Source organism: Exiguobacterium sp. s143 (assembly GCF_018618895.1).
Classification (GTDB): Bacteria; Bacillota; Bacilli; order Exiguobacteriales; family Exiguobacteriaceae; genus Exiguobacterium_A; species Exiguobacterium_A abrahamii.
Genome location: NZ_JACSMX010000003.1, coordinates 45,653 through 69,956 on the forward strand (window position 1 = coordinate 45,653; position 24,304 = coordinate 69,956).

Sequence of the window (24,304 nt, forward strand, 5' to 3'; positions counted from 1 at the left end):
GGTGTACTCCTTAAGCAACGACTTCGCGTTCATTCGCGAAACGTTCGTATTCTTTATCTTTCATGATTCGTTTGAGTGTCGCGACGACGTCATAGACATCGGTAAACGTATTATAGAGCGCGACGGGTGCTAGACGGACGATGTTTGGCGCCCGAAAATCGGGAATGATCCGATTTTCCTTGAGTGCTTTACAGATCCGTGCTGCTTCCGGGTGCTCGAGGCTGAGATGCGCCCCGCGGCGTTTATCGTCGATCGGATTTCCGATGACGAAACCGTACGGTGTGAGTTCCTGCTCGACGAGTTCCATCATGTACTGCGTCAACGCGAGTGATTTCGTCCGAACGGCTTCGATACCGACTTCGTCAAACATCTCTAATGCACCGATTTGTGGAGCGAGACTTAAGACGTGTGGTGTCCCGATCTGGAAGGCACCGGCATGTGCCGCCGGTGTCATCGTATGATCCATATCGAACTGCTTATCCTTCCGCGAACCAAACCAGCCCGTCAGACCAGGCAACGTTCCGAAATGACGTTCGTGGACGAATAATCCACCAACCGTTCCAGGACCACCGTTCAAGTGTTTGTAATTACACCAGTAGGCAAAGTCGACGCCCCAGTCATGGAACGCGTGGGGAACGGCTCCGACGGAATGACAACCATCAAAACCAATCAGGATGCCACGGTCGTGTGCCGCCTTCGTCAAACGCTCCATATCGAGAATTTGTCCACTTCGGTAAAGTACCGCCGGCAAGACGATTAACGCGATATCATCCGTCATCGTGGCGATGATATCGTCTTCTTCTAAAAAGCGACCGTCCCGACTCGGTACTTGGATGAGATGTGTCTCCGGATCCAGACCACGTAAGCGAAGTTGGCTTTGGAGGGCATAGATATCCGACGGGAACGTCAGCGCATCCGCTAAAATCTTATCTCGTCCTTCTGTTGGTTGGAAGAATGTCGCGACGAGTTGATGGAGATTGACGGTCGTCGAACCAGTGACCATGACTTCTTCAGCTTGTGCGCCGACGAGCGGAGCGTTGAGAGCAGCGAGACGTTCCGATAATTCAAACCAAGGATGACGTCCTTTCATCCAGCCATCGATTCCGAGTTCTTTCCAGTCTGATAGCGACTCGAGCAACGTCTTCTCGGCACGCTTCGACAATAAGCCGAGCGAGTTTCCGTCCATATAGATACTACCCGGTTGCAGATAAAACTCATCACGATAGGCAGCGAGTGCATCTTGCTCATCCTGAGTAACAGCATCGGTCCGTTTTGCTTGCAGTGTCATACGTCATCCTCCTCAAATGAATGTTCAATCAATTTTGACAAAAGCGTAGCAAACAAATTGACATTGTGTCAATATTATCGAATAGAGAAAACAAAAGGAGTGAAGGACATGTCATCTTCTCAACCAGAAAAAATCGATAAACGTCATCTGCGCACAGTGCGGACACGCGAGAAACTGTTGAGTGCGGCACGTGACGTCTTCTTAGAACAAGGGTTTCAAACGGCAACGATTTCACAAGTGATTAAACAAGCTGGCGTCGGCTACGGAACGGCTTATGTCCATTTTGAAGGAAAAGATGAGCTGCTCGTCGTCTTGATGGAAGATGTCATGAGCCGCTTCCACGCGATCGCGGAACGAACATTCGAACCGACGACGCCGCTAGAGGCAAAGGAACGCATCGTGACGCAAGCGACGGATTTCTTGCGTCTCGCGGAAGAAGAACGAGCGATACTACGGGTTGTCGAGCAAGCGATCGGCATGTCTTACATCGTCCGTGCTAAATGGAAAGCGATTCGGGAACGGTTCATTGATCGGATCAGTCAGGATATCCAGTATGCGCAGGAGACAGGACTTGCGCGGCAGGATGTCGACTCGAAACTCGTCGCCCGTGGTTGGTTCTTTGCGAATGAGATGTATTTATTCGAAGTCGTCCGCGAAGAGGCGACAGCGACGATCGAAGAGATTGCGCACGTCTTAGCGACGATTTATACGCAAGGACTCTACCGGATCGAGGATTGATGAACGGACGGGAAGGGAACGTTTCGAAGTAGAAGGGAGCGTGACCGGGATGCCGTTTGATTACGATCTCGATTTCAAGACGACGGATTTTCGTAAGGAGCCGGAAAAGTATCGGGTTGGACGCGGGGAGCAAGGGGTCTTACTCGTCGAACCTTATAAAAGTGAGATTTTGCCGCATTGGCGTTTTAAGACGCCGGACATCGCAAAGGAATCGTCTGAGAAAATTTATGAGATGTATTTAGCTTATAAAGAAGACGGGGACTTCGTCGGCATGGATATGGCGCGGAAGTTCATTCAGATGGGACATACGCGCGCACGACGTTACGCGAACTATAAGGGTGGGCGCAAATATAAAGATAAAGAGACTAAAGAATTGCACACGCGCGAGATCGACGAAGAAAAAGCAAAATCTGCGGCCATCTTCCAAGAAAAATGGGATTTGATTCGGGCGGATGAAGAGTATTTGGCGTTAAAACGGGAACATCAAAAACAATACGGTTAAATTGCGATTCTCTAATAGAGGAATGGAGTGGAAGTAGTGCGAACAGGATCAAAAGTCATTGTGGGAATCGTCATTGTTTTCGTACTGGCTTTAGTTTGGTGGCTCGCATCACCCCTTTTTTTGAATGAATCAGTTGATGAAGGACTGCCGCCAGGTTCTTCGACAGTGGAACAAAAAGAGGAGGAAAGCACTCCCGAAACGTCACAATCTTCTCCTGAAGAAACAGAAACTGTATTTTCAGGTACATTCATGAACGGTGAAAAAAATTACAAAACATCAGGTGACGTTAAGACGCTAACTGTAGACGGTGCATTGTATCTACGTTTTGAAGATTTTCAAACGACGAACGGTCCGGATCTGTTTGTGTATTTGGTCGAACCCGGTGAAGATACAGCAGATGGAATTCGTCTCGGTGCCTTAAAAGGGAATCAAGGAAATCAGAACTATATGATTCCAAAAGACGTCGATTTGACAAAACATAGCCGTGTCGTCATTTGGTGTCGTGCCTTTGATGCTGACTTTGGAACAGGTGATTTAAAAGTAATGAATGAATGAATGAAAAAGCAATGCGCTTCCGAATAAAAAATCGGGAACGCATTGCTTTTTTGACGTTAAGAAGTTTGTTCGACTTTTTTAATTAAACGCGATTGACGTTTCTGCCAGATGAACGATCCGATGAACGTTACGACGAGGAAAATCAGACCGAGTGCAAACGGATAGAGAATGTTGACGTCATACAGGACACCTGCAAGCGTCGGTCCGAGTACGTTCCCGATACTCATATAGGCATTATTCATCCCCATGGCAAACCCTTGTTCATTTCCAGCAAGCTTTGAAATCATCGTATTCAAGACAGGACGTAAAATTGACGTCGCGAGGAAGATGACGAGGGTGATTGCAAAGAATCCACCGTAACTTGATGTCAATAACGATAAGAAGAAACCAAGTGCCGCGATGAACAGGAACAGATTCAAGACCTTTCCTTCTCCGAGACTACGTGACAGCTTATCGACGATGAAGATTTGAGCAATGACGCTGATGATACCGGTCGACGTCACCATGATGGCGATATCTTTTGGTGAAGCGCCGAATTGGTCGTCAACGAATAGACCGAGTACTGATTCGTATGCCATGAGACCGAAGCTCATGACGAGTGTAATGACGAGCGGTACGAAGTACGGTTTCTTAAACGATGTCCCCAGTTTCTTAAGCATCGACCCTTCATCTGGTGCCATCGCTGTCGCATCGTGTTTTTCACTTTCTTGAAGTAACAGAACGCTGAATAAGACGGCTGCCCCCGAGACGATGGCTGAGACGAGTAGTGGCAATTTTAAATCGTATTCGGCAAGAAATCCACCAATTCCAGGACCGATGACGATTCCGAGTGACATCGCAGCTGAGACGTAACTGTTTCCTTTTGCGCGTTGATCCATCGTCGTGATGTCCGCGACGTAAGCAAAAATCGCTGGAATCAGAAGTGCAGCACCGGCACCGCCGATTGCGCGCGAGATGTAGAGGACCGTGACGGAATTGGAGAAGTAGAAGACAAACATCGAGAGCGTCAAGCCAATCAATCCATAGATGATCATCTTGCGACGACCGTATTGGTCCGCCCATTTTCCGGCAATCGGTGACATGACGAGTTGTGCTCCGGCAAAGATGGCGATCATTAACCCAGCCGCCGTCCCACCTTGTCCAATCGAAGCTAAGTAAGCGGGTAGAATCGGAATGATGATCCCGAAGCTCCCGACCGCAATAAACATATTGATCATGAGGACCGTTAATTTTTTTCGTTGATCCGCGTGCAAGGGGACCCCTTCTTTCGACCCGCTTTCTGTAAGCGGTTATTTGTTTCACCTTCATTATCTTAGATTCAAGCTAAAGCGCCTGTCAACGCAGACGAGTCGAGGATTCGAAAAAGGGGCTGACTCAAAAAAAGAATGACGCATCTTTTCACGCCCTTTCCTCAGGCGAGACACAAGCCAGTTTTCCTGCTTCATTTAAGCAGGAAAGCGGATCTTGTTCGTCTCTGACAGCGCATAAATGCGCTTTTCCTGTAGGAGTGGCGTGTGACGCGCCATTTTTTGTGTTACGAGATAAGGGTGGCAGATCATCATTCTGCCACCCTTATCTTTGTAGAGACTAACTTTTGAGTCAGCCTCGGTTCAGATTTATTGGTCTTTTTTTAATAACCATTTGATGTTCGGTGACAGCAACGGTCGGAAGATTGTCACGACGGGTCGACTGGACAGCAACCAGACGAATCCGGTAGCGAGCAAGAAGGACAGTCCGATCAGTAACAGTGGCGACTCCGTAATGGCTGGTGGAACCGAATCACGGAACAAACGGACGATGAACGAGTGAATCAAGTAAATCGCAAGTGTCTGTATGCCGATTTGGTCGAATCGATCTCCGAATGACCGGTGCGGCACGAGCAACAAGACCGAGAAGATCATGATCGTACTGACGGCATAGAGGAACAATTGAATCGCTGCTCCCTTTAGAAGCGAGACTTCAAATTCCCCGTAGGTGTCGCGGTAGAAGAGCCAGACCGTATCAAATCCGTTTTTCGTCCAGAGAATCATGAAGACGGCAATCAAGAGCGAGACGATTAGTCCGGTCAGTCGACCGATCGGTGCCGTCATCTGCTTTCGCCAGCCAGCGTCAGTTAACCAACCACGCTCTTTGACGAGGTAACCCATCAAGAAGAACGGATAAAAACTGACGACTTTTTGTAACGACAGGAAGTTCGTGATCGAGTCTGGATTGGCATTGATCAACAAAGCAAATAAGACACTGACGATCAGCGGAAAACGCATCACCTGGAATGCCGGGGTGACGGTTTGCCAAATGATGATCCCGAGCAGATACCAAAGCGTCCAATTCGGAACGAGTGGATGGAGTAACCCATCGAGCATCTCACGTAAGGAATCATCCTGCGTGTAGGACAAATAGATTTCGTGAATCGATTGCCAGATGAAATACAGGGCAACGAATGCGAGGATGCGTTGAGGTCGAACTTGTTTGAAAAAATAGCCGCTCATGAAGATGAAGGCAGGCATGTGCAACAAGTAAATGACGTTATACGCCATCCTCACACTATCGTTTCCCGGTAAATCTCGAAACGTCTCGATCAAATGACCAAAGACGACCATGAAGATGAGTAAGACCTTATAGTTCCCAAGCCAATGATCGTACGTTGGCGTGGTCACTGGTTTGATGGGGCGATTCATTTTTTCTCACCCAGCAGGATTTGATCAACAAACCGGGCACTCGATTTTCCGTCTTGATGTTCAAAGAAATATTCTGCGAATGCTTTGACATTATGCATTTCGAAGTCTTTGTTTTTAATCCGTTCAATCAACTCTTCTGATGTCTTGACGATTGGACCCGGAACGAATTCCTCGAAGTCGTAATAGAAATCACGTTTTGAGATATAGTCCTCAAGGTCATACGCGAAGAACAACATCGGTCGATTCAATAGGGAGAACTCGAAACACGTCGATGAGTAATCCGTAATCAAGATGTCTGAGACGAACAGCAACTCATTGATTTCACGATGATTCGTCAAATCGAGGAAGAAGTCAGCGTAGACTTCTGGAATCTCCATTCGGCGGCGAATGAATGGATGCAGTTTAAGGACGAAGACGTACTCCTCATGAAGTGCTTCGTACAGCGCATCGAGATCGAGTTGATCAAAATCATAATAGGCACTCTTCGCACCATTTCCTCGGAACGTCGGCGCGAACATGATGACTTTCTTTTGTTTGAAGATGGGATATTCCTCATAGATACGTGCTTTCGCTTCCTCGATGAACGGTTGATCAAAGAACATATCCGTCCGTGGAATACCGGTCGCGATGACTTGATCTTCCCGTAACCCGAAGCCTTCAGCATAATGACGGGCGACATTATGGGAGCTGACGATCGCTTTCGTATAATTTCGATGGCTGAGCGAGTTCGCGCTTGGACCACCTGGTTTTCCGAGACGGCTATACCCGAATGTCTTGAAGGCGCCAACGGCATGCCAGACTTGAACCAAATCACTGCCTTTACGAATGTTCAACGGGTAGATCATCGGATAGAAGTCATCGACAAGAATCGTCTTTGCTGTCGCTAAGTGGTATGGCAAGGCAAATTTGTCACGCCAATCACGACGAGACTGAAGATTCGGTTTGAAGAAGGTTTTCACATCAAGATCTAAATCGCGGCGTTTGACTTCATCCAAGATATAAGCAAAGTTCCCACTGATATCACTCCGCGAATCCGAAGCGAGGATGACTTTGTTCTCTTGAATTGGTTGCGTCCATTTCGTAACGTTATAGATCGCCTTAAATGTAAAACGACGGAACTTGAACGCGCGCTTCTTCATGTTCTTCTTCCACTTCTTATAGCGATCGATGACTTGGATTAGACGTTTCGATTCGCCTTTCTTCAGGGAATGGAAACCTAAAGAGTTGCTGTATTCCGAATACTGCACGACAAGTTCATATTCGAGTAAGATCAAGGCGTTACTATGTTTTGTATCGACGCGGTAAGCGACTGGGATTAACGAACGCGTATCACCAAAAGGCGCTTCATGTAAGATCGTCTTTCCTTGGACGATGGCGAAGAACGCATCAAAATAGCCCATCGGCAATGGACGACCGGTCGGCGTGATATGATTCAGATTCAATTCGCCTGTAAAGGACTCTTCCGTCCAGTCACCTTCGAACGGAAAGCGGCAAATGAACGTCCGTTTGTTTCGTTTATTACGGAAGACAATGGCACGTTCAAGCGGTACCAATGCTTCAGTAGGTTCAGACTGAATATACTCATCGTCATGTTCCTCAAGTTCAGGTTGCTGTTGCGATGTAGGATTTTCAAATAACGTTTGTTCGGCACGCAAAAAATCAGCCAATCCACTTAAACGTGCTTCGAAACGAAACGTCGTTCCAGCTAATTCCAAGTAGGTGACCTCAGCATGTAAGGTAGGGGTCAGTGTCTCTTCGATCAAAACCATCTCTCCTCGCTTGAATAATTACAATGCATTTACACAATCATGATAGATTTTTAAATTTTACGTGAACATAGTATAGTGAAACTAGAAATCACCACTCATTATATCGTGAGACATTAAAATTAATAGGGATTTCTTTATTTTTTTGTGTTTTTGTAAAATAACACTTCAACACAGACTGCACGATTACACATACCCTGAACGCTAGGGAAAGAAAACCGAAATTCGATTATTTCATAAGGGAGGGAAGCAGGTCGTCTCGTTTGAAAGAGTCAACGAGACACTGCGCCAGAAGATGATTTATGCAGCCATTTTAGCTGGAGGAAAAGGAACACGGATGGGGAATGTCGATCGACCGAAACAATTCTTATCGATCGGAGAACGTCCAATCATCGTCCATACAGTAGAGAAATTCCTATTACATGAGGATTTTGACCGCATCATCATCGTCACACCGACTGCTTGGATTAACTATACGCGCGATATTTTGGAGAAATACATCGGAAAAGATGAACGCCTCGTCATTACACCGGGTGGACAGGATCGAAATGAATCGATCATGGCAGCCGTGAATTGGATCGAAGAGAAAAACGGTCTGTCTGAGGAAGATATCATCGTCACACACGACGCCGTCCGTCCGTTCTTGACGCACCGCATTATTAAAGAAAACATTGAAGCAGCACAAGAATTCGGCTCATGCGATACGGTCATTTCAGCAATCGATACGATCGTCGCTTCAACGAACGGTAAAACGATCACGGATATTCCGGTTCGTGATCAAATGTATCAAGGACAGACACCACAAAGTTTCCAGATCACGAAGTTGAAATCGCATTATGAGTCGCTTTCGACGGAAGAACGAGCGATTTTGACGGATGCTTGTAAGATTCTTTTACTTAAAGGAGAAGATGTGGCGCTCGTCACGGGTGAACTGTTCAATATTAAAGTGACGACACCATACGACCTACGGATTGCGAATGCTATCTTGAAGGAGCGGATTCATCAATGATTAACCAAGTCTATCAACTCGTCGCCCCGCGTCAAATCGAAGTGACGTATGATGAACGGTCATTGAATACCGATCGCGTTGTCGTGCGTCCAACGTATTTATCGATTTGTCACGCGGATCAACGCTACTTCACGGGTAGCCGTAGTGCGGAAGTATTGGCGAAAAAATTACCGATGGCCATGATTCATGAAGGCATCGGAAAAGTCGTACATGATCCGAGTGGAACATTCAAGAAGGGAACACTCGTCGCGATGGTTCCGAATACACCGACGGAAGAAGATGACATCATCGGTGAAAACTATTTGCGAACGAGTCGTTTCCGTTCGAGTGGATACGATGGCTATATGCAAGACTATGTGTTCTTAAAAGCAGATCGTCTTGTCGAAGTACCGGCTGATCTTGACCCTGAAGTCGCGGCATTCACTGAACTCGTCAGTGTATCGGTCCATGCCTTGACTCGTTTCGAAAAGATTGCCCATCCGCGTCGGGAGACGTTCGGAGTGTGGGGTGACGGGAATCTTGGCTTCATCACAGCACTCTTGCTACGTAAGTTGTATCCGGAAGCGAAATTACTCGTCTTTGGCAAAACGCAGTCGAAGCTTGACTATTTCTCGTTTGCAGACGAGACGTACCACATCGATCAGATTCCAGCCGATGTCTCCTTCAACCACGGTTTCGAATGTGTTGGGGGAATTGGCAGCCAATATGCGATCAATCAGATGATCGACTATATTATTCCGGAAGGCACGATGGCGTTACTTGGCGTATCAGAAGATGCCGTCGCGATCAACACGCGGATGATTCTTGAAAAAGGACTTCGTGTCTACGGTTCAAGTCGGAGTACACCGGCTGATTTCGCACGGACGATGGAATTGTATCAAGCACATCCTGATATTCCAGCTTATTTATCGAACCTCGTTTCAGGCGTATTCCAAATCCGACAAATCGAAGACATTCATAAAGCGTTTGAAAACGATTTGACGAACCGGTTCGGAAAGACGGTCATGGAATGGTGCATGTAACGATGTGCGCTGAAAAAGAGGAGAATCGTCTATGAAACAAAAAATTCGGTTATTGCAACGACGGACGGTCCACTATCTGCTTGCTATGACGTACTGGTTGACGAAACGGTTACCAATTCAACCGAAAAAAGTCGTCTTTGCGACGTATCGTTCCGATCGTCTTGTCGATAACTTTCGTGCCGTCTACGATGAACTCGAACGTCGCGACTTAGGGTATGAATACGTTTTTTTGTTAAAGCGATTCCCTCAATCGTTGGCGGGGCAAATTCAATATGTCTTTCATATGATGCGAGCGACGTACGAATTAGCGACTGCTCGTTACTTCATCATCGATGATTATTATTACCCTGTATATGTGTCGTCCTTACGGGAAGGGACAGAAGTCATTCAGCTATGGCATGCCTGTGGAGCCTTTAAAAAGTTCGGCTATAGTGTGCTTGATAAATCCTATTCGCCGGATGATGATTATTTGAAGATGGTCCAGATTCACCGGAACTATAGCAAGGTCTATGTTTCCGGTGAAGCATGTATCGCACCATATGCGGATGCTTTCGGAATGGAGCAGAAACGGATCTATCCATTAGGGGTTCCACGGACGGATCAGCTACTGAACACAGCACGCCAAGCCCGTGTTCGAGAAAAGCTCTATGACCGATATCCAGAATGGCGCAAGAAACGAATCATCTTACTCGCGCCGACGTTCCGAGGAAATGGACAAACAACGGCACATTACGATCAAGAGCTCGATTTTGAGAAGTTCCGTCGTGAGCTTGGACCGGATACAGTCCTCTTGCTTCGCATGCACCCGTTCGTTCTCAATCCACCAGTCGTACCGGACGCGTATGCGGATCAAATCATTAACATGACAGACTACCCGGACATCAATGATCTGATGCAGATTGCGGATATTCTGATTACGGATTATTCGTCTGTCATCTTCGAGTTTGCCTTGTTGCAGAAGCCGATGATTTTTCTCGTTAACGATCTTCAGTCGTATAAAGCAGAACGCGATTTCTACTTCCCATATGAAACGTTCGTACCGGGACCCATCGTGTCGACGTTCGAAGACGTCATTGCTTGGATTAAACGTGGGCAATTCGATACACAGAAAATCGAGACATTTGCGAATCAGTTCTTTACGTATCAGGACGGAGAAGCGACCAAACGAATCGTCGACCATATGTTATATGACACGATTCCAGAGGCGCCTGTCTATACGAAAACACCAGTGTGAATACAGAAAAACGTTCCGATTGCGTCTCCGTTTGGGGAGAGAGACGTCATCGGAACGTTTTTATTTTTGAATTGGGGCTTGATTGGCGCGAGCAGGGGTAGCTCGCAGAATGCGCACCTCTTAAAAGTGCGTCAACTTGTCCTTTGCGGACGTTCTAGGTTTGACAGGTGGAACGATGGCAGGCCAGCCGATTTGAATGACGCCGAGAACGCGTTCGTTTTCAGAAGCGTCAACGAGTGAGGCATACTCTGGTGTGAACCAGTATTTTCCGCTCTTCCAGCAACACCCAAGACCTCGTTCTGTTGCTACCAACTGCAGATTTTGAATCATCGCAGCTGTTGCAAGTGTATCCTCTAGCTGTTGATCCGGCGTCCCTTGTACCTGACAAAGTACCGTTAAATAAACCGGGACTTCCCGTAATTTTTGTTCAGCCTGTTGACGTTGTTCAGACGTTTTCGTCTCGAATTGACCACGCGCTGTCAGCAATTCCATCAAGGCATCGACATACCGTGTTTGTCCGTCTTCGATTGCGAGAACAAAGCGCCAAGGCTCTCGTAATTTATGATTCGGGGCATAAATCGCCGTGTCGAGTAATGCTTCTACCAATTCGACCGGAACGGGTTGTTCCGTATAAGACCGGATCGACCGGCGTGTTTCAATCACTTGTTGGGCATGCATCCGTTTCATCTCCTCACTGAGTACTTTTTCACTATAAATGATAACGATTATCATTGTCAACGTTATTTGTCAGAAAACAAAAAAAGACGATTCCCGATAGGAAATCATCTTTCGTTGCATTCGGATTAAGAGGCTTTTCGTTCCTCGTCTTGATCTTGAGCAACAGTCGTTAGCTTTTTTTTCATAAGACGAATCCGGTATAGGGCAAATAGATAATGGGCGAAATAGATCGTAAAACCAAGGAAAATCGTTAACGCTACATGAAGTTGAACGCCAGGAACAGCATGAAGCTGTATAAAGAGCAAGACAGCCATTGCCATCGTATAAAGCACCATTTCCACCGATTGTGGCATGACGCGTTGACGTTTTAAGAAAAAGGAACGCATGAGTGGCAGAACGACGAGACTGACGAGACGATCAACCAGTCCGATGACAAGCACGCTGATCACCATCGCTAAACCATTTTCAAAAGCGATTAACCGTGGGAAGACAAGATAGGTGACGAGTAATAGTGGTCCAACCAATAAAAAAATTGAAATCGAGGCACGTGCGAATACGAAGAGCCCGTTGACACTTGTTAAAAAGGCACGAACGATCTTTTGTGACCAAGGGGATGGTCGACCAACTTGCCAAGCAAAACAACAAGCAAAGATGAACGCATAAAATTGCAGAAAGGCAACCATAAAGCATCTCCTTTAGATATGAAACTCATTGTTCCTAGTGTATCGATTTTAAGGCTGAAGTGCAAAGAAGAACTTTTCGTAAAGTATAAGAAAAGAGGCTGACTCAAAAAAGAATGACGCGTCTTTTCACGCCCTTTCCTCAGGCGAGACACAAGCCAGTTTTCCTGCTTTATTCAAGCAGGAAAGCGGGTCTTGTTTGTCTCTGACAGCGCAAAGATGCGCTTTTTCCTGTAGGAGTTGCGTGAAACGCGTCATTCTTTTTGTTATGAGATAAGGGTGGCAGATCATCATTCTGCCACCCTTACCTTTGTGGAAACTGACTTTTGAGTCAGTCCCTTTCGTCAATCAATCCAGATTCGGTTCTTTTTTTCCGTGCAAGAAGAAGGACAGAATCAGTGCAAGCGCAGATAAGACGGTTGCAATCCAGAACGCATCGGTGATCCCTTGGATCGTTGCTTGTTTCGTCAGCATCGTAAACCAACTCGTTGAAGCGGCTTGTGAGCTACCCAGCTGTTGTCCAAGATCGTTTAAATGTTGTGAAAGCGTCGGGTCGAGCGTCGTAAACTGATTCGCGTCGTCTGCCAAGTGAGCCGTCGTTTGACGGGTCATGACGGTGACGAGAATTGCCGTTCCGATGGAGCCGGCGACTTGACGAAGTGTGTTTTGGGTCGCGTTTCCATGCGGGATCATCTTCATCGGTAAAGCGTTCATACCGGCAGTCATGATCGGCATCATGATGAATGCCATACCGAATGACCGAAGCATGTAGATGCCCATGATGGAATAATACGACGTATCCATGTTCAATTGCGTCAATTCCCATGTCCCGTACGTCATCAACGTCAAACCGAAGATAGCGAGCGGACGAATACCGAAGCGGTCAAATAAACGACCGGCAATCGGTCCGGTGATACCCATGATCAGTGATCCGGGTAAAAGGAGAAGACCTGAATCGACCGGTGAAAAACCGCGAATGCTTTGAAGGTAAATCGGTAAAAGTAACATCCCACCGAACAACGCCATCGTAACGATGACATTGATAAAGAGGGTGAACGAAAATTCCGGTACCTTCAACACGCGAATGTTCAACATCGGATCTTCCATCGACAGCTCACGCATCGCAAAAGCTGCAATTCCAATTAAGCCGATGACGATCGTGCTGATGACGATCGGGCTATCCCAGCCGTCATTCCCGGCTTCACTGAATCCGTAAAGGAGGCTCCCGAATCCGATCGTACTGAATAAGACGCCCAGTGCGTCAAAAGAAGGTTTCGAGAGTGGCTGCGTCAGGCGGAACCAGGCAGTACCGAGTAACAACGTCACTAATCCAAAGAACGACATCGCATAAAACATGACGTGCCAGTCATAGTTTTGGATGACATATCCCGTGATCGTAGGTCCGACAGCAGGAGCCAGAATCATCGCGATTCCGAGCATTCCCATGGCAGCACCGCGCTTATGCGGTGGGAACAATGTCATGAAGACGTTTGATCCGAGTGGCATCAAGATACCAGCCCCCGCTGCCTGAACGACACGACCGATCATCATGACCGGGAAGTTCATTGCCATCGAACAGATGACCGATCCGAAGAAAAACAGTGTCATCGAAGCGAGGAACAGCTGGCGGAACGTATAGCTTCGCATCAAAAAGGCACTGATCGGAATCAAAATCCCGTTAACGAGCATGAAGCCCGTCGTCAACCACTGGGCAGTGGACGTCGACACGTTGAAGTCATTGATCAGAACTGGTAACGCGACATTAATCAACGTTTGGTTCAAAATAGCAATGAACATACCGATGAGTAAGACCGTCAGTACTTTCGGAATACTGACGTTTTCAGTCGATACCTGTTTTGAAGGTGCTGCGACTGGTGGTGTCACGGTCATCGTCGGTTCCGCCTCGAGGGATTCCTCAAGAGTCGGTCCGTCCGTCGCCAGCGCCGTGTCGGATGAGCGACTTCGACGGGCGATCCAGTTGACGCCGATGATGATCAGAATCGTGAACGCACTGTATCCGAACAAGAAGGTAGTAGACATGAACGTCCCTCCTTAATCCTTATGAATGCGGACGGTCACATTCATACCAGGTCGAATGTCGAGTGATTTTTCTTGCGAGAGTGATACTTTAACTGGAATGACTTGTGCGACTTTCGTGTAGTTCGCGTTTCCGTTTGAAGAAGGCATCATTGAGAACGTGGAAGCCGTCGTCATACCGATTTGCTCGACTTCACCAGAAAGTGTCGTGTCCGGATAGCTGTCGACATAGACATCCACTGTTTGTCCGACTTTGATTTCATCGATTTCTGTTTCTTCGATGTTCGCTGTGACCCAAAGGTCGTTTAAGTCAAAACCATAGGCGAGAGGTGTACCTGCTGCGACGAAGCCGTTCTTTGTCGCCATCGACTGAACGATCGTTGCTTTTGAGGGCATTGAAACAGAGAGGTCCGTCGGTTTTTGTCCGGCTTGTGCCGTCATGACGTGTCCGACTGTTGCTCCACTGGCGAGTGATTCGCCTGTTTTCGCAGACCAGTCTGTTAATTTACCAGCGCTTGGGCTCGCAACCGTTATCATCTTACCGTCGATTTTCGCATTGTCTGTTTTGACATAGCTCGTTGCTTGATCGTAATAGTAGTATCCGACAACACCACCACCGATTAAAACGATGAGTGTCACGATATTGATGATCAATAATTTTTTCATACTCATGGGTGTGTTAGCATCCTTTCTTGTGTACAATCGATTCAAAAAAAGTACTCCTCTGGGGGGAGGAGTAATTAATATAGTTAATTATATGGATCATTAGCTAACAAACAACCGACAATTTCCGACAAAATGTTGGAAAAATAGATGATAACGGATTCATTAATGAAAAGAGGATGAAAAAGGAGTGAAATATGGATGAATGAGAGCCGTGATCCCCGACCAAAACGGTCACGTGACCGTATTACAATGGAATTATTTCGTTTATTGAAGACGCACAGCTTCTCGAGTATTACTGTCAAAATGCTGACGGATGGAGCCGGTGTGAACCGTTCGACCTTCTACGCACACTATACGGATAAGTATGATTTGCTCGACCAAATCGTTGAGGAGCAAATGAAGGCACTTGAACAAGCAATTCGGATCACGGGTACAGGAACTGTCTTTCCGACAGTCGAGCAGGTGAGTCGCTATTTTGCTCGTTTGTTCATTCATATCGAAGAAAATGAATTATTCTATCAAACGATGCTCGTTCAAGGACCGATCAAAACGTTCATCTCCCGTTTTCTCGATACATTGAAAGATAACTATCGTCTTGTGTTTCGACCGCAAATCACAGAAGAAGCTACGTTCGTCGATCGGGACTTATTATTGAACTATGTCATTGGTGGACAGTTGGGATTGTTGATTTCTTGGTTACGAAACGGTCGACCGTATTCATCAGAGTATATGGCAGAACAATTAAGTCGGATGATCGTCTTTGGAACGGTTGAGAGTATCGGTTTTCCTAAAGAGACGGAATGAGGACGTAAAAAAGACACTTCCCTGCGGAAGTGTCCAATCAGTTTAAGCCTGTCGGAATGCGAGTTCTTTCGTATAGATCGTACTCCGATTCCGTCCGCTTTCTTTTGAATAATACAACGCTTTATCTGCCTGTTGTAATGCTTCAAGTGACGTATGCGAACCACTGGAATGTGAAATCCCAAGTGAGATCGTAATTTGTAGATCAGGTACATCTGCTGTCGGGAACAGGTTACGTGCGACCGTCAGCCGAGCTAGTTCTGCTATTTTTTGCGCTTCTTTCGCCGAAGTACTTGGTAAGATGATTAAAAATTCTTCACCACCGTACCGTCCGACGAGGTCGTCTGGACGCGTCAAGGAAGCGAGAGTCATGCCGAGTTGGCGTAACACATCATCGCCCGCATCATGACCATATGTATCATTGACATGCTTGAAGAAATCGATATCGATGAGCACAAGTGAATAGCCTTGATCGGTCGAACCGACAAGCGATAGCGAGTCATCCAGACGACGGCGATTGGCGAGCCCTGTCAAAGCATCCGTCATGGCGAGTTTCTGCTGATACTGGATGTTTTCGAAGTGACGGCGTAATTCCGTCAGTAATCGAAAGGCAACAAAGCCAGCTAATAAATTAAAGAAGACGTACGCAATCGAGATTTTAAAGAATGTCGACCAGCTGTGCGTCAAGATGTAGATGGCGGGTAACGAATAGAGAATACCGACCAACACCATAAGTTGAAAATGACGCATCGAGACATGGACGAATCGACGAATGATCCCAATCGTCGTGATGAATAAGACGATGATCAGCGTAGATAAATAAAATCCTTCCATTTGATCAACTGGTGTTAAAAAGTAACGTGTCCCGATGATCATTGCTCCTGCAACGATGGCGCTTGGGAAACCACCGAACAGCATGGCGATCGCGACGGGAACGATACGTAAATCAACACGGGCGACATCGATTTGGATCCCATTGAACATCAATAAAACCGCAATCAGACCAGAGACTGCTCCGAGTATAAGTCGAATGCTCCATTTGGAGTTCAATGAAATACGCGGTTGATTCCGAAACGGTAAGAACAAGAGAGTAATCGTTGTGAACAGTAGACAAAAGTTAATGATGAATTGATTCATGATGGACAACAAATCCTCCCAACTCCCCCAGCTAACAGATTTCCATATATATACTTCCAGTATACTCAAGTAGATAACGGTTAGACAGAGGGAAATCTTTAGACCAAAATAGAAAAAACGGTAGAAAATCTACCGTTTTTAAGAAGATGAAGTAAGGGTATCCTCATCCATCGTCTGTAAAATTTTATCAAAGACATGAATCATCGTTTCGAGCTCTTCTTCCGTCAATGTACCGAAGCGGTCTTGTAAATAGTTTTTCCGGACGATTTCGAGATCCCGAAATGCACGTTCCCCGTCCTCCGTCAAAGCGAGTACGATTGAACGACGATCTTCCGTCGAACGTGTCCGTGTGACATATCCTTGTTTATACAGCTTATCCGTCAAAGCAGTGACTTGACTCGTCGCGAGCTCAAATTGTTCCGCAAGAAGCGTCGGGCGCTGAGGACCATTTTCTGAAAGGCTTCGTAAGATGAAAAACTCACTCCGGGTCGCCGTTCCTTCAAATAGCCGGTTAAGTTCACGTCGCAGGGTACGAAGAATGACACGCATTTGTTCCTCGAGTCGATAAGTTAGCAAATCACGTTCCTGTGGCATGCAAGCAGCATCCTTTCTCTCAGTGGACTTCTACCATTTAGTGTACTAAACATATCGGATTTTTACCATCGACTACCCCAGATTCGAAAAAGGCAATTGACAATTTCGTGGCGTTTTGTGTAATATGGCGTAGTAATAACTAACTTAATTCAGTTCTCACTCAACCAGTGGGATGGAGGTTGCAGTTCTTAAGAGTACGGTTACGGATGTCGTCAAGCGACAGATGAGGTGACCTGAAAGGAAGAATTGCCGAAATCAATCATCGCTTTGAAGATGATCGATTGGGATTAGATCAAATAGGTCTAATACTGTCACAAGTCGGGTATCACCTACTTGTGGAGAGCTATCTTTCACGACGGTAGAATGAGGCGCATCCATTTTATTATGTTGCGTTCTCATCTTCCATCTGGAAGATGAGGGCGCTTTTTGTTTTTTCATTCAAAAAGTGTCCTCTCAAAAATTTATTAAAGAGAGAAGCGAACGAAATGAACAATCTAGATGTGAAACAAACAACAGATTCGACAGCAGAAGGATTAAAACGTGGATTACAAGCCCGTCATATGTCAATGATCGCCATCGGTGGAGCGATCGGAACAGGACTCTTCATTGCGTCCGGTGCTTCCGTCGCAGCAGCAGGACCAGGTGGGGCGCTCCTATCGTATGCAATCGTTGGTCTGATGGTCTACTTCCTCATGACAAGTCTTGGTGAAATGGCAGCGTATATGCCGGTCGCTGGATCCTTCTCGACCTATGGAACGAAATTCGTCGATCCATCATTCGGCTTTGCGCTCGGCTGGAACTACTGGTACAACTGGGCAGTCACGATCGCAGTCGAGCTCGTCGCAGCACAAATCGTCATGACATATTGGTTCCCGGATGTTCCTGGATTTTATTTCAGTGCCTTGTTCCTCTTACTCATGATTGGCTTGAACTACTTCTCCGTTAAGGGATTCGGGGAAGCGGAGTATTGGTTTGCGATGATTAAAGTCGTTACCGTCATCGTCTTCTTAGTCGTCGGTGTTGCGATGATTCTTGGTGTCTTTACATCAGAGCCACCGGTTGGCTTTAAAAACTTTGCACTTGGCGATGCACCGTTCGTCGGTGGGATTCCTGCCGTCATCGGTATCATTCTCGTTGCCGGATTCAGTTTTCAAGGTACAGAACTGGTCGGGATTGCCGCGGGTGAGTCGGAAGATCCGAAAAAGAATGTTCCAAAAGCAGTCAAACAAGTCTTCTGGCGCATCTTGCTTTTCTACGTCTTCGCGATTTTCGTCATCGGAATGCTCATTCCGTATACGAGTCCGAACTTGGTTTCCAATGACATTACGGACGTAGCGGTTAGTCCGTTTACGCTTGTCTTTGAAAAAGCGGGTCTTGCCTTCTCAGCAGCACTCATGAACGCCGTCATCTTGACGTCTGTTCTATCTGCCGGAAACTCAGGTATGTATGCTTCGACTCGGATGCTTTATACGCTTGCTCGCCAAGGGGATGCACCGAAGTTGTTCGCGAAAGTATCGAAAAACGGTGTACCGCGTAACGCTTTGCTCGCAACAGGAGCAATCGGTGCACTCTGTTTCTTGACGTCGATGTTTGGTGGACAAGTCTACTTGTGGTTACTCAATGCTTCGGGGATGACAGGCTTCATCGCATGGCTCGGGATTGCAATCAGTCACTATCGTTTCCGTAAAGGATTCCTTGCACAAGGTCACTCGTTGAAAGACTTACCATATGTTGCACCAGCGTTCCCGTTCGGTCCGCTGTTCGCATTCGGTCTTTGTTTCCTCGTCATCGTTGGTCAAAACTACGCAGCATTCCTTGCGGATCAAATCGATTGGGTCGGAATTGCCGCAACGTATGTTGGTATTCCATTATTCCTTGCCTTCTGGTTAGGACATAAATTCAAAAATCGAACGTCGATCGTTCGTTATGACGAGATGGACTTCCCGGAACATCCACGTCAATCATAATGTGTGAACCACCTTCTATAAATGAAGGTGATTGAGATTGAAGACAAAGTGCAATTTTTCTCTGATGAGTCTGATGAGAAAGATTGCGCTTTTTTGTTCGTTTCGAATCGTTTTTCCAGGGACAAGCATCGCTTCGCTGCAGGGTCGCTCTTGCTTGTTTTTCCCTAGGAAGCGATGTCGAGTGAACAAAACGCTTCTCTGATTCTCCTGCCGGTATAAAAAAGAATGACACGTTACACGCCACTCCTACAGGAAAAAGCGCAATTTTGTGCTTTCAGAGACAAACAAGACCCGTTTTCCTGCTCGACTGGAGCGGGAAAACTGGCTTGTGTCTCGCATGAGGAAAGGGCGTGAAAAGACGCGTCATTCTTTTTTTGAGTCAGCCCATTTTTCTGCAATCGGAACCACCTTCTAGAATGAAGGTGGTTTTTTATTCAATTAAATGAAAACGTTTTCTAAAATATAGTTTTGAAAAAGTATAAAAAAGGAATCAATGAATACATATTCAAAAATAGCAAATATGAATAAAGAATAGGGGGAGACGCATGACTACATCTGAATTATTTTTCACATTAGGTTCTGCAGCGTTTTTCATGTTGCTCGTTGCCTACATATCCTACCGATTGACGCGTGGGAAAACACAAGGCGTCGATGAATACTTCTTAGCGGGGCGTGGGCTAAGTGGCGTTTTCATTGCCGGATCGCTACTGCTGACGAATTTGTCGGCAGAACAGTTGATTGGACTAAACGGACAATCCTTCATGGGAAACATGTCGAGTATGGCGTGGGAAGTCACGGCAGGATTTGCTGCTATCATCATGGCCATCTATCTGCTCCCAAAGTTTCTCGGGCTCGGTATCTCGACGTTACCGGAATACTTAAGTCACCGGTATGACGAGACGGTTCGCCGGATGACAGTCTTACTCTTTTTGCTCGGATATATGTGCGTCACGATTCCTTCAATGCTTTATTCAGGTGGGATTGCTGTCTTGCAACTGTTCGATGTTCCAGAGCTATTTGGTCTCAGTTATACGCAGTCCCTTTGGTTAGTCGTCTGGGTCGTCGGGATCATCGGAGCGATTTATGCGATTTTTGGTGGTCTACGTGCGGTGGCTGTCTCGGATACTTTGAACGGGATCGGGCTTGTCTTCGTCGGATTCCTAGTTCCGGTGCTTGGCTTTATTGCACTAGGTGACGGGAATTTACTTCAAGGGATGAAGACGATTGCGACTGTGCAACCGGAAAAGCTGAACGCAATCGGAAGCTCAACCGATGCCGTTCCGTTCTTCTCGATTTTCACGGGTATCCTATTTGCGAACTTATTTTATTGGTCACTCAATCAATATGTCATTCAACGTGTGCTCGGGGCAAAAGATTTGAAGGAAGGACAGAAGGGCGTCCTCATGACAGGGTTCTTGAAGTTATTAGTTCCAATCTTCATGCTGATTCCTGGGATCATTGCCTATCACTTGTATGGGAACACACTAACAAGCGGTGATTTATCATATCCTCGACTCATTACGGAGTTACTGCCGGTCTCGCTGATGGGATTTTTCTTGGCTGTCTTACTCGGAGCCGTCTTTAGTTCGTTTAACTCGTTGCTAAATAGTATTGCGACACTTTTCGTCCTCGATATCTATCAGCCGGTGTTTGCGAAAGAGGCGAGTGATGAACATTTGATTCGTGTCAGTAAATGGTTCGGAACGATTGTTGCCTTAATCTCTTTCATCATCGCACCATTCTTGATGTACGCGCCGGACGGCTTATGGAGTTTGATCCGGCAATTCACAGGATTTTTCAACATTCCGATTCTCGTCATCGTATTAATGGGGATTTTCATGAAACGAATTCCGGCAATTGCGGCGAAAATCGTCATCGTCTTTCACGTGTTCGCGTATTACTTATTCGTCTTCGGTTTCAAACAACTGCTCGGCTGGGATCATGGCATTAGCTATATTCATGGGTACGGTATTCTACTCGTGATTGAAGTGCTGTTCATGGTATTCATGGGATATCGTTATCCGGTCGTCCAGTCAAGAAAGGTCAATCGACGACAGTCTGTCGAGCTCACTCCATGGAAGTTCGCGATTCCGGTCTCAATCTTATTATGCACATCCATCATTTGGACGTACGTTCTGTTTTCAAAAATCGGACTGGCTTCTACAGCAGGAATCGTATCGATTTGGTTCTGGCCGGTTACGTTAGGACTTGTCATTGCAACGATCGTATTATGGCGTGTGTCGCTAAACGCTTGGGAAGCGAAGTACCGGACCTATCTCGAAGAAGAGTACCGTCAAGCCGAATAATCCTCTCGCAGAAGACATGACATATCGGGTAAGATGAAAGAAAAACAGGAGGCGATCTTCGTGAATTACTGGTACCACTTCAAGCGTGCCTTCTTACCGATCGCATTATTGCTTGTGACGCTTGCCTTGTACCAAATGATTTATCGTTTGAATAACATCTGGTATTCGCTCGGAGGACTTCTTCTTGTCTTTGCGGCGATTTACTTCGTCATGCGTCGTCTAAAAGCGAACCCAGAGGATTGAATGAGCAGGAAAGTCGAGTCCATTCTCTGAACGAGGTAAAATAGACACATACAGAGGAGGGGAAGATAGATGGCAAAAGCAATATTTGCAGGTGGTTGTTTCTGGTGCATGGTCAAGCCATTCCATAAATATGATGGGGTAGAGCAGGTCATTTCAGGATATACCGGTGGTCATACAGAGAACCCGACTTATAAAGAGGTCTGTTCGGAAACGACAGGTCACTTGGAGGCGGTTGAAGTCACGTACGATCCGTCCGTTATTACGTACGAAGAATTACTCGATATCTTCTGGCGTCAAATCGATCCGACAGATGGCGGAGGTCAATTCAATGACCGTGGTGAATCGTACCAACCGGCTATCTTTTATGTCGATGAAGCACAACGTGAAGCAGCTGAACGTTCGAAAGCAGCGCTTGACGCATCAGGACGCTTCTCGCGTCCAGTCGCGGTAGAGATTCGTCCAGAAAAGCCGTTTTGGCCAGCCGAAGAATATCACCAAGATTATTATAAAAAGAATCCGTTCCGTTATCAGATGTATAGTGTCGGCTCAGGTCGGGCGAAATTCATCAAGGAAGCGTGGAAGGATCACGGTAAGGAAAAAGAACTGAAAGAGCGTCTGACACCAATTCAGTATAAAGTCACACAAGAGAATGGGACAGAACCCGCTTTCCGTAACGAATACTGGGATGAAGAACGTCCAGGTCTGTATGTCGACATCGTCGATGGCACACCACTCTTCACATCAAAAGATAAGTTCCAGTCGAACTGTGGTTGGCCGAGCTTTGCTAAACCGATCTCAGAAGACAAGATGGAAGTCGAACTCGACACGAGTCACGGGATGACGCGGACGGAAGTGCGTTCTGCGAATGCGGATAGTCACCTCGGTCATATCTTCGATGATGGTCCGACAGAACTTGGTGGTCTTCGCTATTGTATCAACTCAGCAGCGTTACGATTTATTCCGCTTGAAGAGCTTGATTCGGCAGGATATGGGGAATATAAAAAACATTTCGAGTAACACGTAAGGAGCAGTCAAACGATTTCGTTTTGACTGCTCTTTTTTCAAATGGAAGGGAGAGAATTGAATGTTTCGACCCGTGTATGAAGAGATTCGACAAATGACGATTGCGAAGGTACTTGATTTCTACGATCACGAAATCCGTCAGCTCGATGAGCAAGCACGTCAGGAAAAGTACGACAAGATGAGCTTGAGTCCGTTTCGCTTTTTCCGTGGGAGTTCGCATCTGTTTTATTATGACGTGACGCGAATCCCCCTTGGTTTTGATACGCCTCGCGATAAACCGACCTGGATTCAGGGAGATCTTCATTTTGAGAATTTCGGTGTCCATGGCAATGCGAAGGGAGAGATCATCTACGACGTCAATGACTTTGATGAAGGATACTTAGGATCTTATTTATATGATTTGATTCGCATGGCGGTCTCCGTCCGGTTATTCGCTGAAGAGGCAGGGTACGACCCGACTCCTGCGATTCGTAATTATGTCCTGGAATACTTACACGATTTAAAAAAGTACGCTCTTGGAAAAGATCCGAGTGATGTTTGTTTTACGCGAGAAAATACAAAAGGACCAATCAAAAAGTTGATCAAAAAAGCAGAAAAGAAACGTGAGGAATTAATGGGAGAGCGGACGGAACTGGTGGATGGCGTGAGACGTTTTTGTACATTACCAGATATGGCAGCGATAGATGATCCGACGCGAATGGCGATTGAGTCTGCTTGGTCCTCCTATATCGAGACGATTGACGCAGAGGATCGTCGTGACGAAGCGTTCTATACAATCAAGGATATCGTCCGGAAACTAGACAGTGGAACGGCATCGATTGGTCTTGAGCGCTATTACATCCTAATTGAGGGGGAGGGAGAGGAAGAGGATTTGATTCTAGAGATGAAACAAGCTCAAACTTCTGTTCCTTCATTGTTCCTTCCCGTCTATCGTCCTGAAGCAGAAACGGTTCATCAAGGACGCCGGATCATTACGTCTCAAAAAGCGATGCAGGCACACGAAGATCCATATCTTGGTTATTTGACGATTGGTCAAAAGGAATATTATGTACGTGAGCGTTCACCGTATAAGAAAAAGCTAAAAGCAAAGCATATCAAAAGTCAGGATGATCTCGAGAATGTCTTATGCATTCAAGGTCAAATTACCGCCAAAGTGCATGCACGGGCGGATCAGGATGCCGGGATTAAAGAAAAAATTTTAACGCATCATGCCGACGTTGAAATCATCCAAGCCATCGGTATTTCAGACACTGCTTTCTTAGAACAAATCGAGCGTTGGTCAGAAGCCTATGTGACACGAACAAAGCTGGATTACCAAGTGTTTTTGGAGTGGGTGAAGACCCGAAAAACAAATTAAAAACCTAACAAACTGAGACTTGT

Annotated in this window: 22 protein-coding genes and 1 riboswitch; of the genes, 12 read left to right on the top strand and 10 right to left on the bottom strand. The window is 46.4% G+C overall.

The window, feature by feature from the left end:
• Positions 1-10: 10 nt before the first annotated feature.
• Positions 11-1,288, bottom strand: coding sequence for a kynureninase (gene kynU / locus KNQ03_RS11580; protein ID WP_214724821.1), 1,278 nt, complete (start codon positions 1,286-1,288; stop codon positions 11-13).
• 108 nt (positions 1,289-1,396) lie between these two features.
• On the opposite strand from kynU, the gene KNQ03_RS11585 reads away from it, so the two are divergent.
• The 3 genes from KNQ03_RS11585 to KNQ03_RS17065 all read left to right on the top strand — a co-directional run bounded on the left by KNQ03_RS11585 (position 1,397) and on the right by KNQ03_RS17065 (position 3,083).
• Positions 1,397-2,026: a TetR/AcrR family transcriptional regulator gene (locus KNQ03_RS11585; protein WP_214724822.1), complete on the top strand. Its 630-nt coding sequence runs from the start codon at positions 1,397-1,399 to the stop codon at positions 2,024-2,026.
• A gap of 49 nt (positions 2,027-2,075) precedes the next feature.
• Positions 2,076-2,528 (top strand): DUF4385 domain-containing protein, encoded by a 453-nt coding sequence (locus KNQ03_RS11590; protein WP_023466724.1) that lies wholly within the window; start codon positions 2,076-2,078, stop codon positions 2,526-2,528.
• A gap of 249 nt (positions 2,529-2,777) precedes the next feature.
• Entirely contained in the window at positions 2,778-3,083 is a 306-nt protein-coding gene (locus KNQ03_RS17065) for a DM13 domain-containing protein (RefSeq protein ID WP_244290077.1), read from the top strand.
• A 56-nt stretch (positions 3,084-3,139) separates the two neighbouring features.
• Here the strand turns inward: KNQ03_RS17065 and KNQ03_RS11600 are convergent, their stop codons facing one another.
• The 3 genes from KNQ03_RS11600 to KNQ03_RS11610 form a co-directional block, all read right to left on the bottom strand.
• The gene (locus KNQ03_RS11600; protein ID WP_214724823.1) at positions 3,140-4,336 is read right to left on the bottom strand and encodes an MFS transporter; all 1,197 of its coding nucleotides are present in this window, start codon (positions 4,334-4,336) and stop codon (positions 3,140-3,142) included.
• Positions 4,337-4,699: 363 nt separating this feature from the next.
• On the bottom strand, positions 4,700-5,761 hold the full coding sequence (locus tag KNQ03_RS11605; protein WP_149426641.1) for an acyltransferase family protein: 1,062 nt from the start codon (positions 5,759-5,761) through the stop codon (positions 4,700-4,702).
• Entirely contained in the window at positions 5,758-7,524 is a 1,767-nt protein-coding gene (locus KNQ03_RS11610; RefSeq protein ID WP_251140304.1) for a CDP-glycerol glycerophosphotransferase family protein, read from the bottom strand. Before KNQ03_RS11610 ends, KNQ03_RS11605 begins: the two co-directional genes overlap by 4 nt.
• A 298-nt stretch (positions 7,525-7,822) precedes the next feature.
• On the opposite strand from KNQ03_RS11610, the gene KNQ03_RS11615 reads away from it, so the two are divergent.
• From KNQ03_RS11615 to KNQ03_RS11625, 3 genes are read left to right on the top strand one after another with little or no spacing between them, the layout of a single operon-like run.
• Positions 7,823-8,536 carry an IspD/TarI family cytidylyltransferase gene (locus tag KNQ03_RS11615; protein ID WP_056064491.1) on the top strand — a complete coding sequence of 238 codons (714 nt, stop codon included), beginning with the start codon at positions 7,823-7,825 and terminating at the stop codon, positions 8,534-8,536.
• Positions 8,533-9,558 (top strand): ribitol-5-phosphate dehydrogenase, encoded by a 1,026-nt coding sequence (locus tag KNQ03_RS11620; protein WP_064300479.1) that lies wholly within the window; start codon positions 8,533-8,535, stop codon positions 9,556-9,558. Before KNQ03_RS11615 ends, KNQ03_RS11620 begins: the two co-directional genes overlap by 4 nt.
• Before the next feature lie 31 nt (positions 9,559-9,589).
• Entirely contained in the window at positions 9,590-10,792 is a 1,203-nt protein-coding gene (locus tag KNQ03_RS11625) for a CDP-glycerol glycerophosphotransferase family protein (RefSeq protein WP_082874235.1), read from the top strand.
• A 120-nt stretch (positions 10,793-10,912) separates the two neighbouring features.
• On the opposite strand, the gene KNQ03_RS11630 is transcribed toward KNQ03_RS11625, so the two are convergent.
• The 4 genes from KNQ03_RS11630 to KNQ03_RS11645 form a co-directional block, all read right to left on the bottom strand.
• A complete protein-coding gene (locus tag KNQ03_RS11630; protein WP_214724827.1) occupies positions 10,913-11,470 on the bottom strand; it encodes a nitroreductase family protein in 558 nt (185 codons plus the stop codon).
• 125 nt (positions 11,471-11,595) lie between these two features.
• Positions 11,596-12,153 carry a hypothetical protein gene (locus tag KNQ03_RS11635; RefSeq protein ID WP_214724829.1) on the bottom strand — a complete coding sequence of 186 codons (558 nt, stop codon included), beginning with the start codon at positions 12,151-12,153 and terminating at the stop codon, positions 11,596-11,598.
• A 345-nt stretch (positions 12,154-12,498) separates the two neighbouring features.
• A complete protein-coding gene (locus tag KNQ03_RS11640; protein ID WP_058265449.1) occupies positions 12,499-14,190 on the bottom strand; it encodes a DHA2 family efflux MFS transporter permease subunit in 1,692 nt (563 codons plus the stop codon).
• A 12-nt stretch (positions 14,191-14,202) separates the two neighbouring features.
• Positions 14,203-14,859, bottom strand: coding sequence for an HlyD family secretion protein (locus tag KNQ03_RS11645; protein WP_035399222.1), 657 nt, complete (start codon positions 14,857-14,859; stop codon positions 14,203-14,205).
• A 192-nt stretch (positions 14,860-15,051) separates the two neighbouring features.
• Here KNQ03_RS11645 and KNQ03_RS11650 point away from each other — a divergent pair, with 192 nt between their 5' ends.
• Positions 15,052-15,657, top strand: coding sequence for a TetR/AcrR family transcriptional regulator (locus KNQ03_RS11650; RefSeq protein ID WP_050677328.1), 606 nt, complete (start codon positions 15,052-15,054; stop codon positions 15,655-15,657).
• A 42-nt stretch (positions 15,658-15,699) separates the two neighbouring features.
• On the opposite strand, the gene KNQ03_RS11655 is transcribed toward KNQ03_RS11650, so the two are convergent.
• Positions 15,700-16,791, bottom strand: a complete 1,092-nt coding sequence (locus KNQ03_RS11655; RefSeq protein ID WP_231884709.1) for a diguanylate cyclase — start codon at positions 16,789-16,791, stop codon at positions 15,700-15,702.
• A gap of 138 nt (positions 16,792-16,929) precedes the next feature.
• Positions 16,930-17,385 (bottom strand): MarR family winged helix-turn-helix transcriptional regulator, encoded by a 456-nt coding sequence (locus KNQ03_RS11660; protein ID WP_087682215.1) that lies wholly within the window; start codon positions 17,383-17,385, stop codon positions 16,930-16,932.
• Between the two features lie 165 nt (positions 17,386-17,550).
• Positions 17,551-17,739: riboswitch (Lysine riboswitch) on the top strand.
• Between the two features lie 131 nt (positions 17,740-17,870).
• Between KNQ03_RS11660 and KNQ03_RS11665 the strand changes: the two genes are divergently transcribed.
• The 5 genes from KNQ03_RS11665 (at position 17,871) to KNQ03_RS11685 (ending at position 24,281) form a co-directional block, all read left to right on the top strand.
• Positions 17,871-19,352 carry an amino acid permease gene (locus tag KNQ03_RS11665; protein WP_214724831.1) on the top strand — a complete coding sequence of 494 codons (1,482 nt, stop codon included), beginning with the start codon at positions 17,871-17,873 and terminating at the stop codon, positions 19,350-19,352.
• A 545-nt stretch (positions 19,353-19,897) separates the two neighbouring features.
• Complete coding sequence (locus tag KNQ03_RS11670; RefSeq protein WP_214724833.1) at positions 19,898-21,658, top strand: solute:sodium symporter family transporter; 1,761 nt, start codon at positions 19,898-19,900, stop codon at positions 21,656-21,658.
• Between the two features lie 60 nt (positions 21,659-21,718).
• Positions 21,719-21,901: a hypothetical protein gene (locus tag KNQ03_RS11675; RefSeq protein ID WP_035399267.1), complete on the top strand. Its 183-nt coding sequence runs from the start codon at positions 21,719-21,721 to the stop codon at positions 21,899-21,901.
• 69 nt (positions 21,902-21,970) lie between these two features.
• Positions 21,971-22,918, top strand: coding sequence for a peptide-methionine (S)-S-oxide reductase MsrA (msrA, locus tag KNQ03_RS11680; protein WP_149426647.1), 948 nt, complete (start codon positions 21,971-21,973; stop codon positions 22,916-22,918).
• Between the two features lie 67 nt (positions 22,919-22,985).
• Complete coding sequence (locus tag KNQ03_RS11685; RefSeq protein ID WP_214724835.1) at positions 22,986-24,281, top strand: DUF2252 domain-containing protein; 1,296 nt, start codon at positions 22,986-22,988, stop codon at positions 24,279-24,281.
• The last annotated feature ends 23 nt before the right edge of the window (positions 24,282-24,304 follow it).

Excerpts from the sequence above, each read along its gene's own strand:
- msrA (WP_149426647.1), top strand. The coding sequence starts at position 21,971 with ATGGCAAAAGCAATATTTGCAGGTGGTTGTTTCTGGTGCATGGTCAAG.
- KNQ03_RS11645 (WP_035399222.1), bottom strand. The coding sequence starts at position 14,859 with ATGAGTATGAAAAAATTATTGATCATCAATATCGTGACACTCATCGTT.
- KNQ03_RS11685 (WP_214724835.1), top strand. The coding sequence starts at position 22,986 with ATGTTTCGACCCGTGTATGAAGAGATTCGACAAATGACGATTGCGAAG.
- KNQ03_RS11670 (WP_214724833.1), top strand. The coding sequence starts at position 19,898 with ATGACTACATCTGAATTATTTTTCACATTAGGTTCTGCAGCGTTTTTC.
- KNQ03_RS11665 (WP_214724831.1), top strand. The coding sequence starts at position 17,871 with ATGAACAATCTAGATGTGAAACAAACAACAGATTCGACAGCAGAAGGA.
- KNQ03_RS11650 (WP_050677328.1), top strand. The coding sequence starts at position 15,052 with ATGAATGAGAGCCGTGATCCCCGACCAAAACGGTCACGTGACCGTATT.
- KNQ03_RS11585 (WP_214724822.1), top strand. The coding sequence starts at position 1,397 with ATGTCATCTTCTCAACCAGAAAAAATCGATAAACGTCATCTGCGCACA.
- KNQ03_RS11605 (WP_149426641.1), bottom strand. The coding sequence starts at position 5,761 with ATGAATCGCCCCATCAAACCAGTGACCACGCCAACGTACGATCATTGG.
- KNQ03_RS11640 (WP_058265449.1), bottom strand. The coding sequence starts at position 14,190 with ATGTCTACTACCTTCTTGTTCGGATACAGTGCGTTCACGATTCTGATC.
- KNQ03_RS11655 (WP_231884709.1), bottom strand. The coding sequence starts at position 16,791 with ATGAATCAATTCATCATTAACTTTTGTCTACTGTTCACAACGATTACT.
- KNQ03_RS11625 (WP_082874235.1), top strand. The coding sequence starts at position 9,590 with ATGAAACAAAAAATTCGGTTATTGCAACGACGGACGGTCCACTATCTG.
- KNQ03_RS11615 (WP_056064491.1), top strand. The coding sequence starts at position 7,823 with ATGATTTATGCAGCCATTTTAGCTGGAGGAAAAGGAACACGGATGGGG.
- KNQ03_RS17065 (WP_244290077.1), top strand. The coding sequence starts at position 2,778 with ATGAACGGTGAAAAAAATTACAAAACATCAGGTGACGTTAAGACGCTA.
- KNQ03_RS11630 (WP_214724827.1), bottom strand. The coding sequence starts at position 11,470 with ATGCATGCCCAACAAGTGATTGAAACACGCCGGTCGATCCGGTCTTAT.
- KNQ03_RS11635 (WP_214724829.1), bottom strand. The coding sequence starts at position 12,153 with ATGGTTGCCTTTCTGCAATTTTATGCGTTCATCTTTGCTTGTTGTTTT.
- KNQ03_RS11620 (WP_064300479.1), top strand. The coding sequence starts at position 8,533 with ATGATTAACCAAGTCTATCAACTCGTCGCCCCGCGTCAAATCGAAGTG.
- KNQ03_RS11590 (WP_023466724.1), top strand. The coding sequence starts at position 2,076 with ATGCCGTTTGATTACGATCTCGATTTCAAGACGACGGATTTTCGTAAG.
- kynU (WP_214724821.1), bottom strand. The coding sequence starts at position 1,288 with ATGACACTGCAAGCAAAACGGACCGATGCTGTTACTCAGGATGAGCAA.
- KNQ03_RS11660 (WP_087682215.1), bottom strand. The coding sequence starts at position 17,385 with ATGCCACAGGAACGTGATTTGCTAACTTATCGACTCGAGGAACAAATG.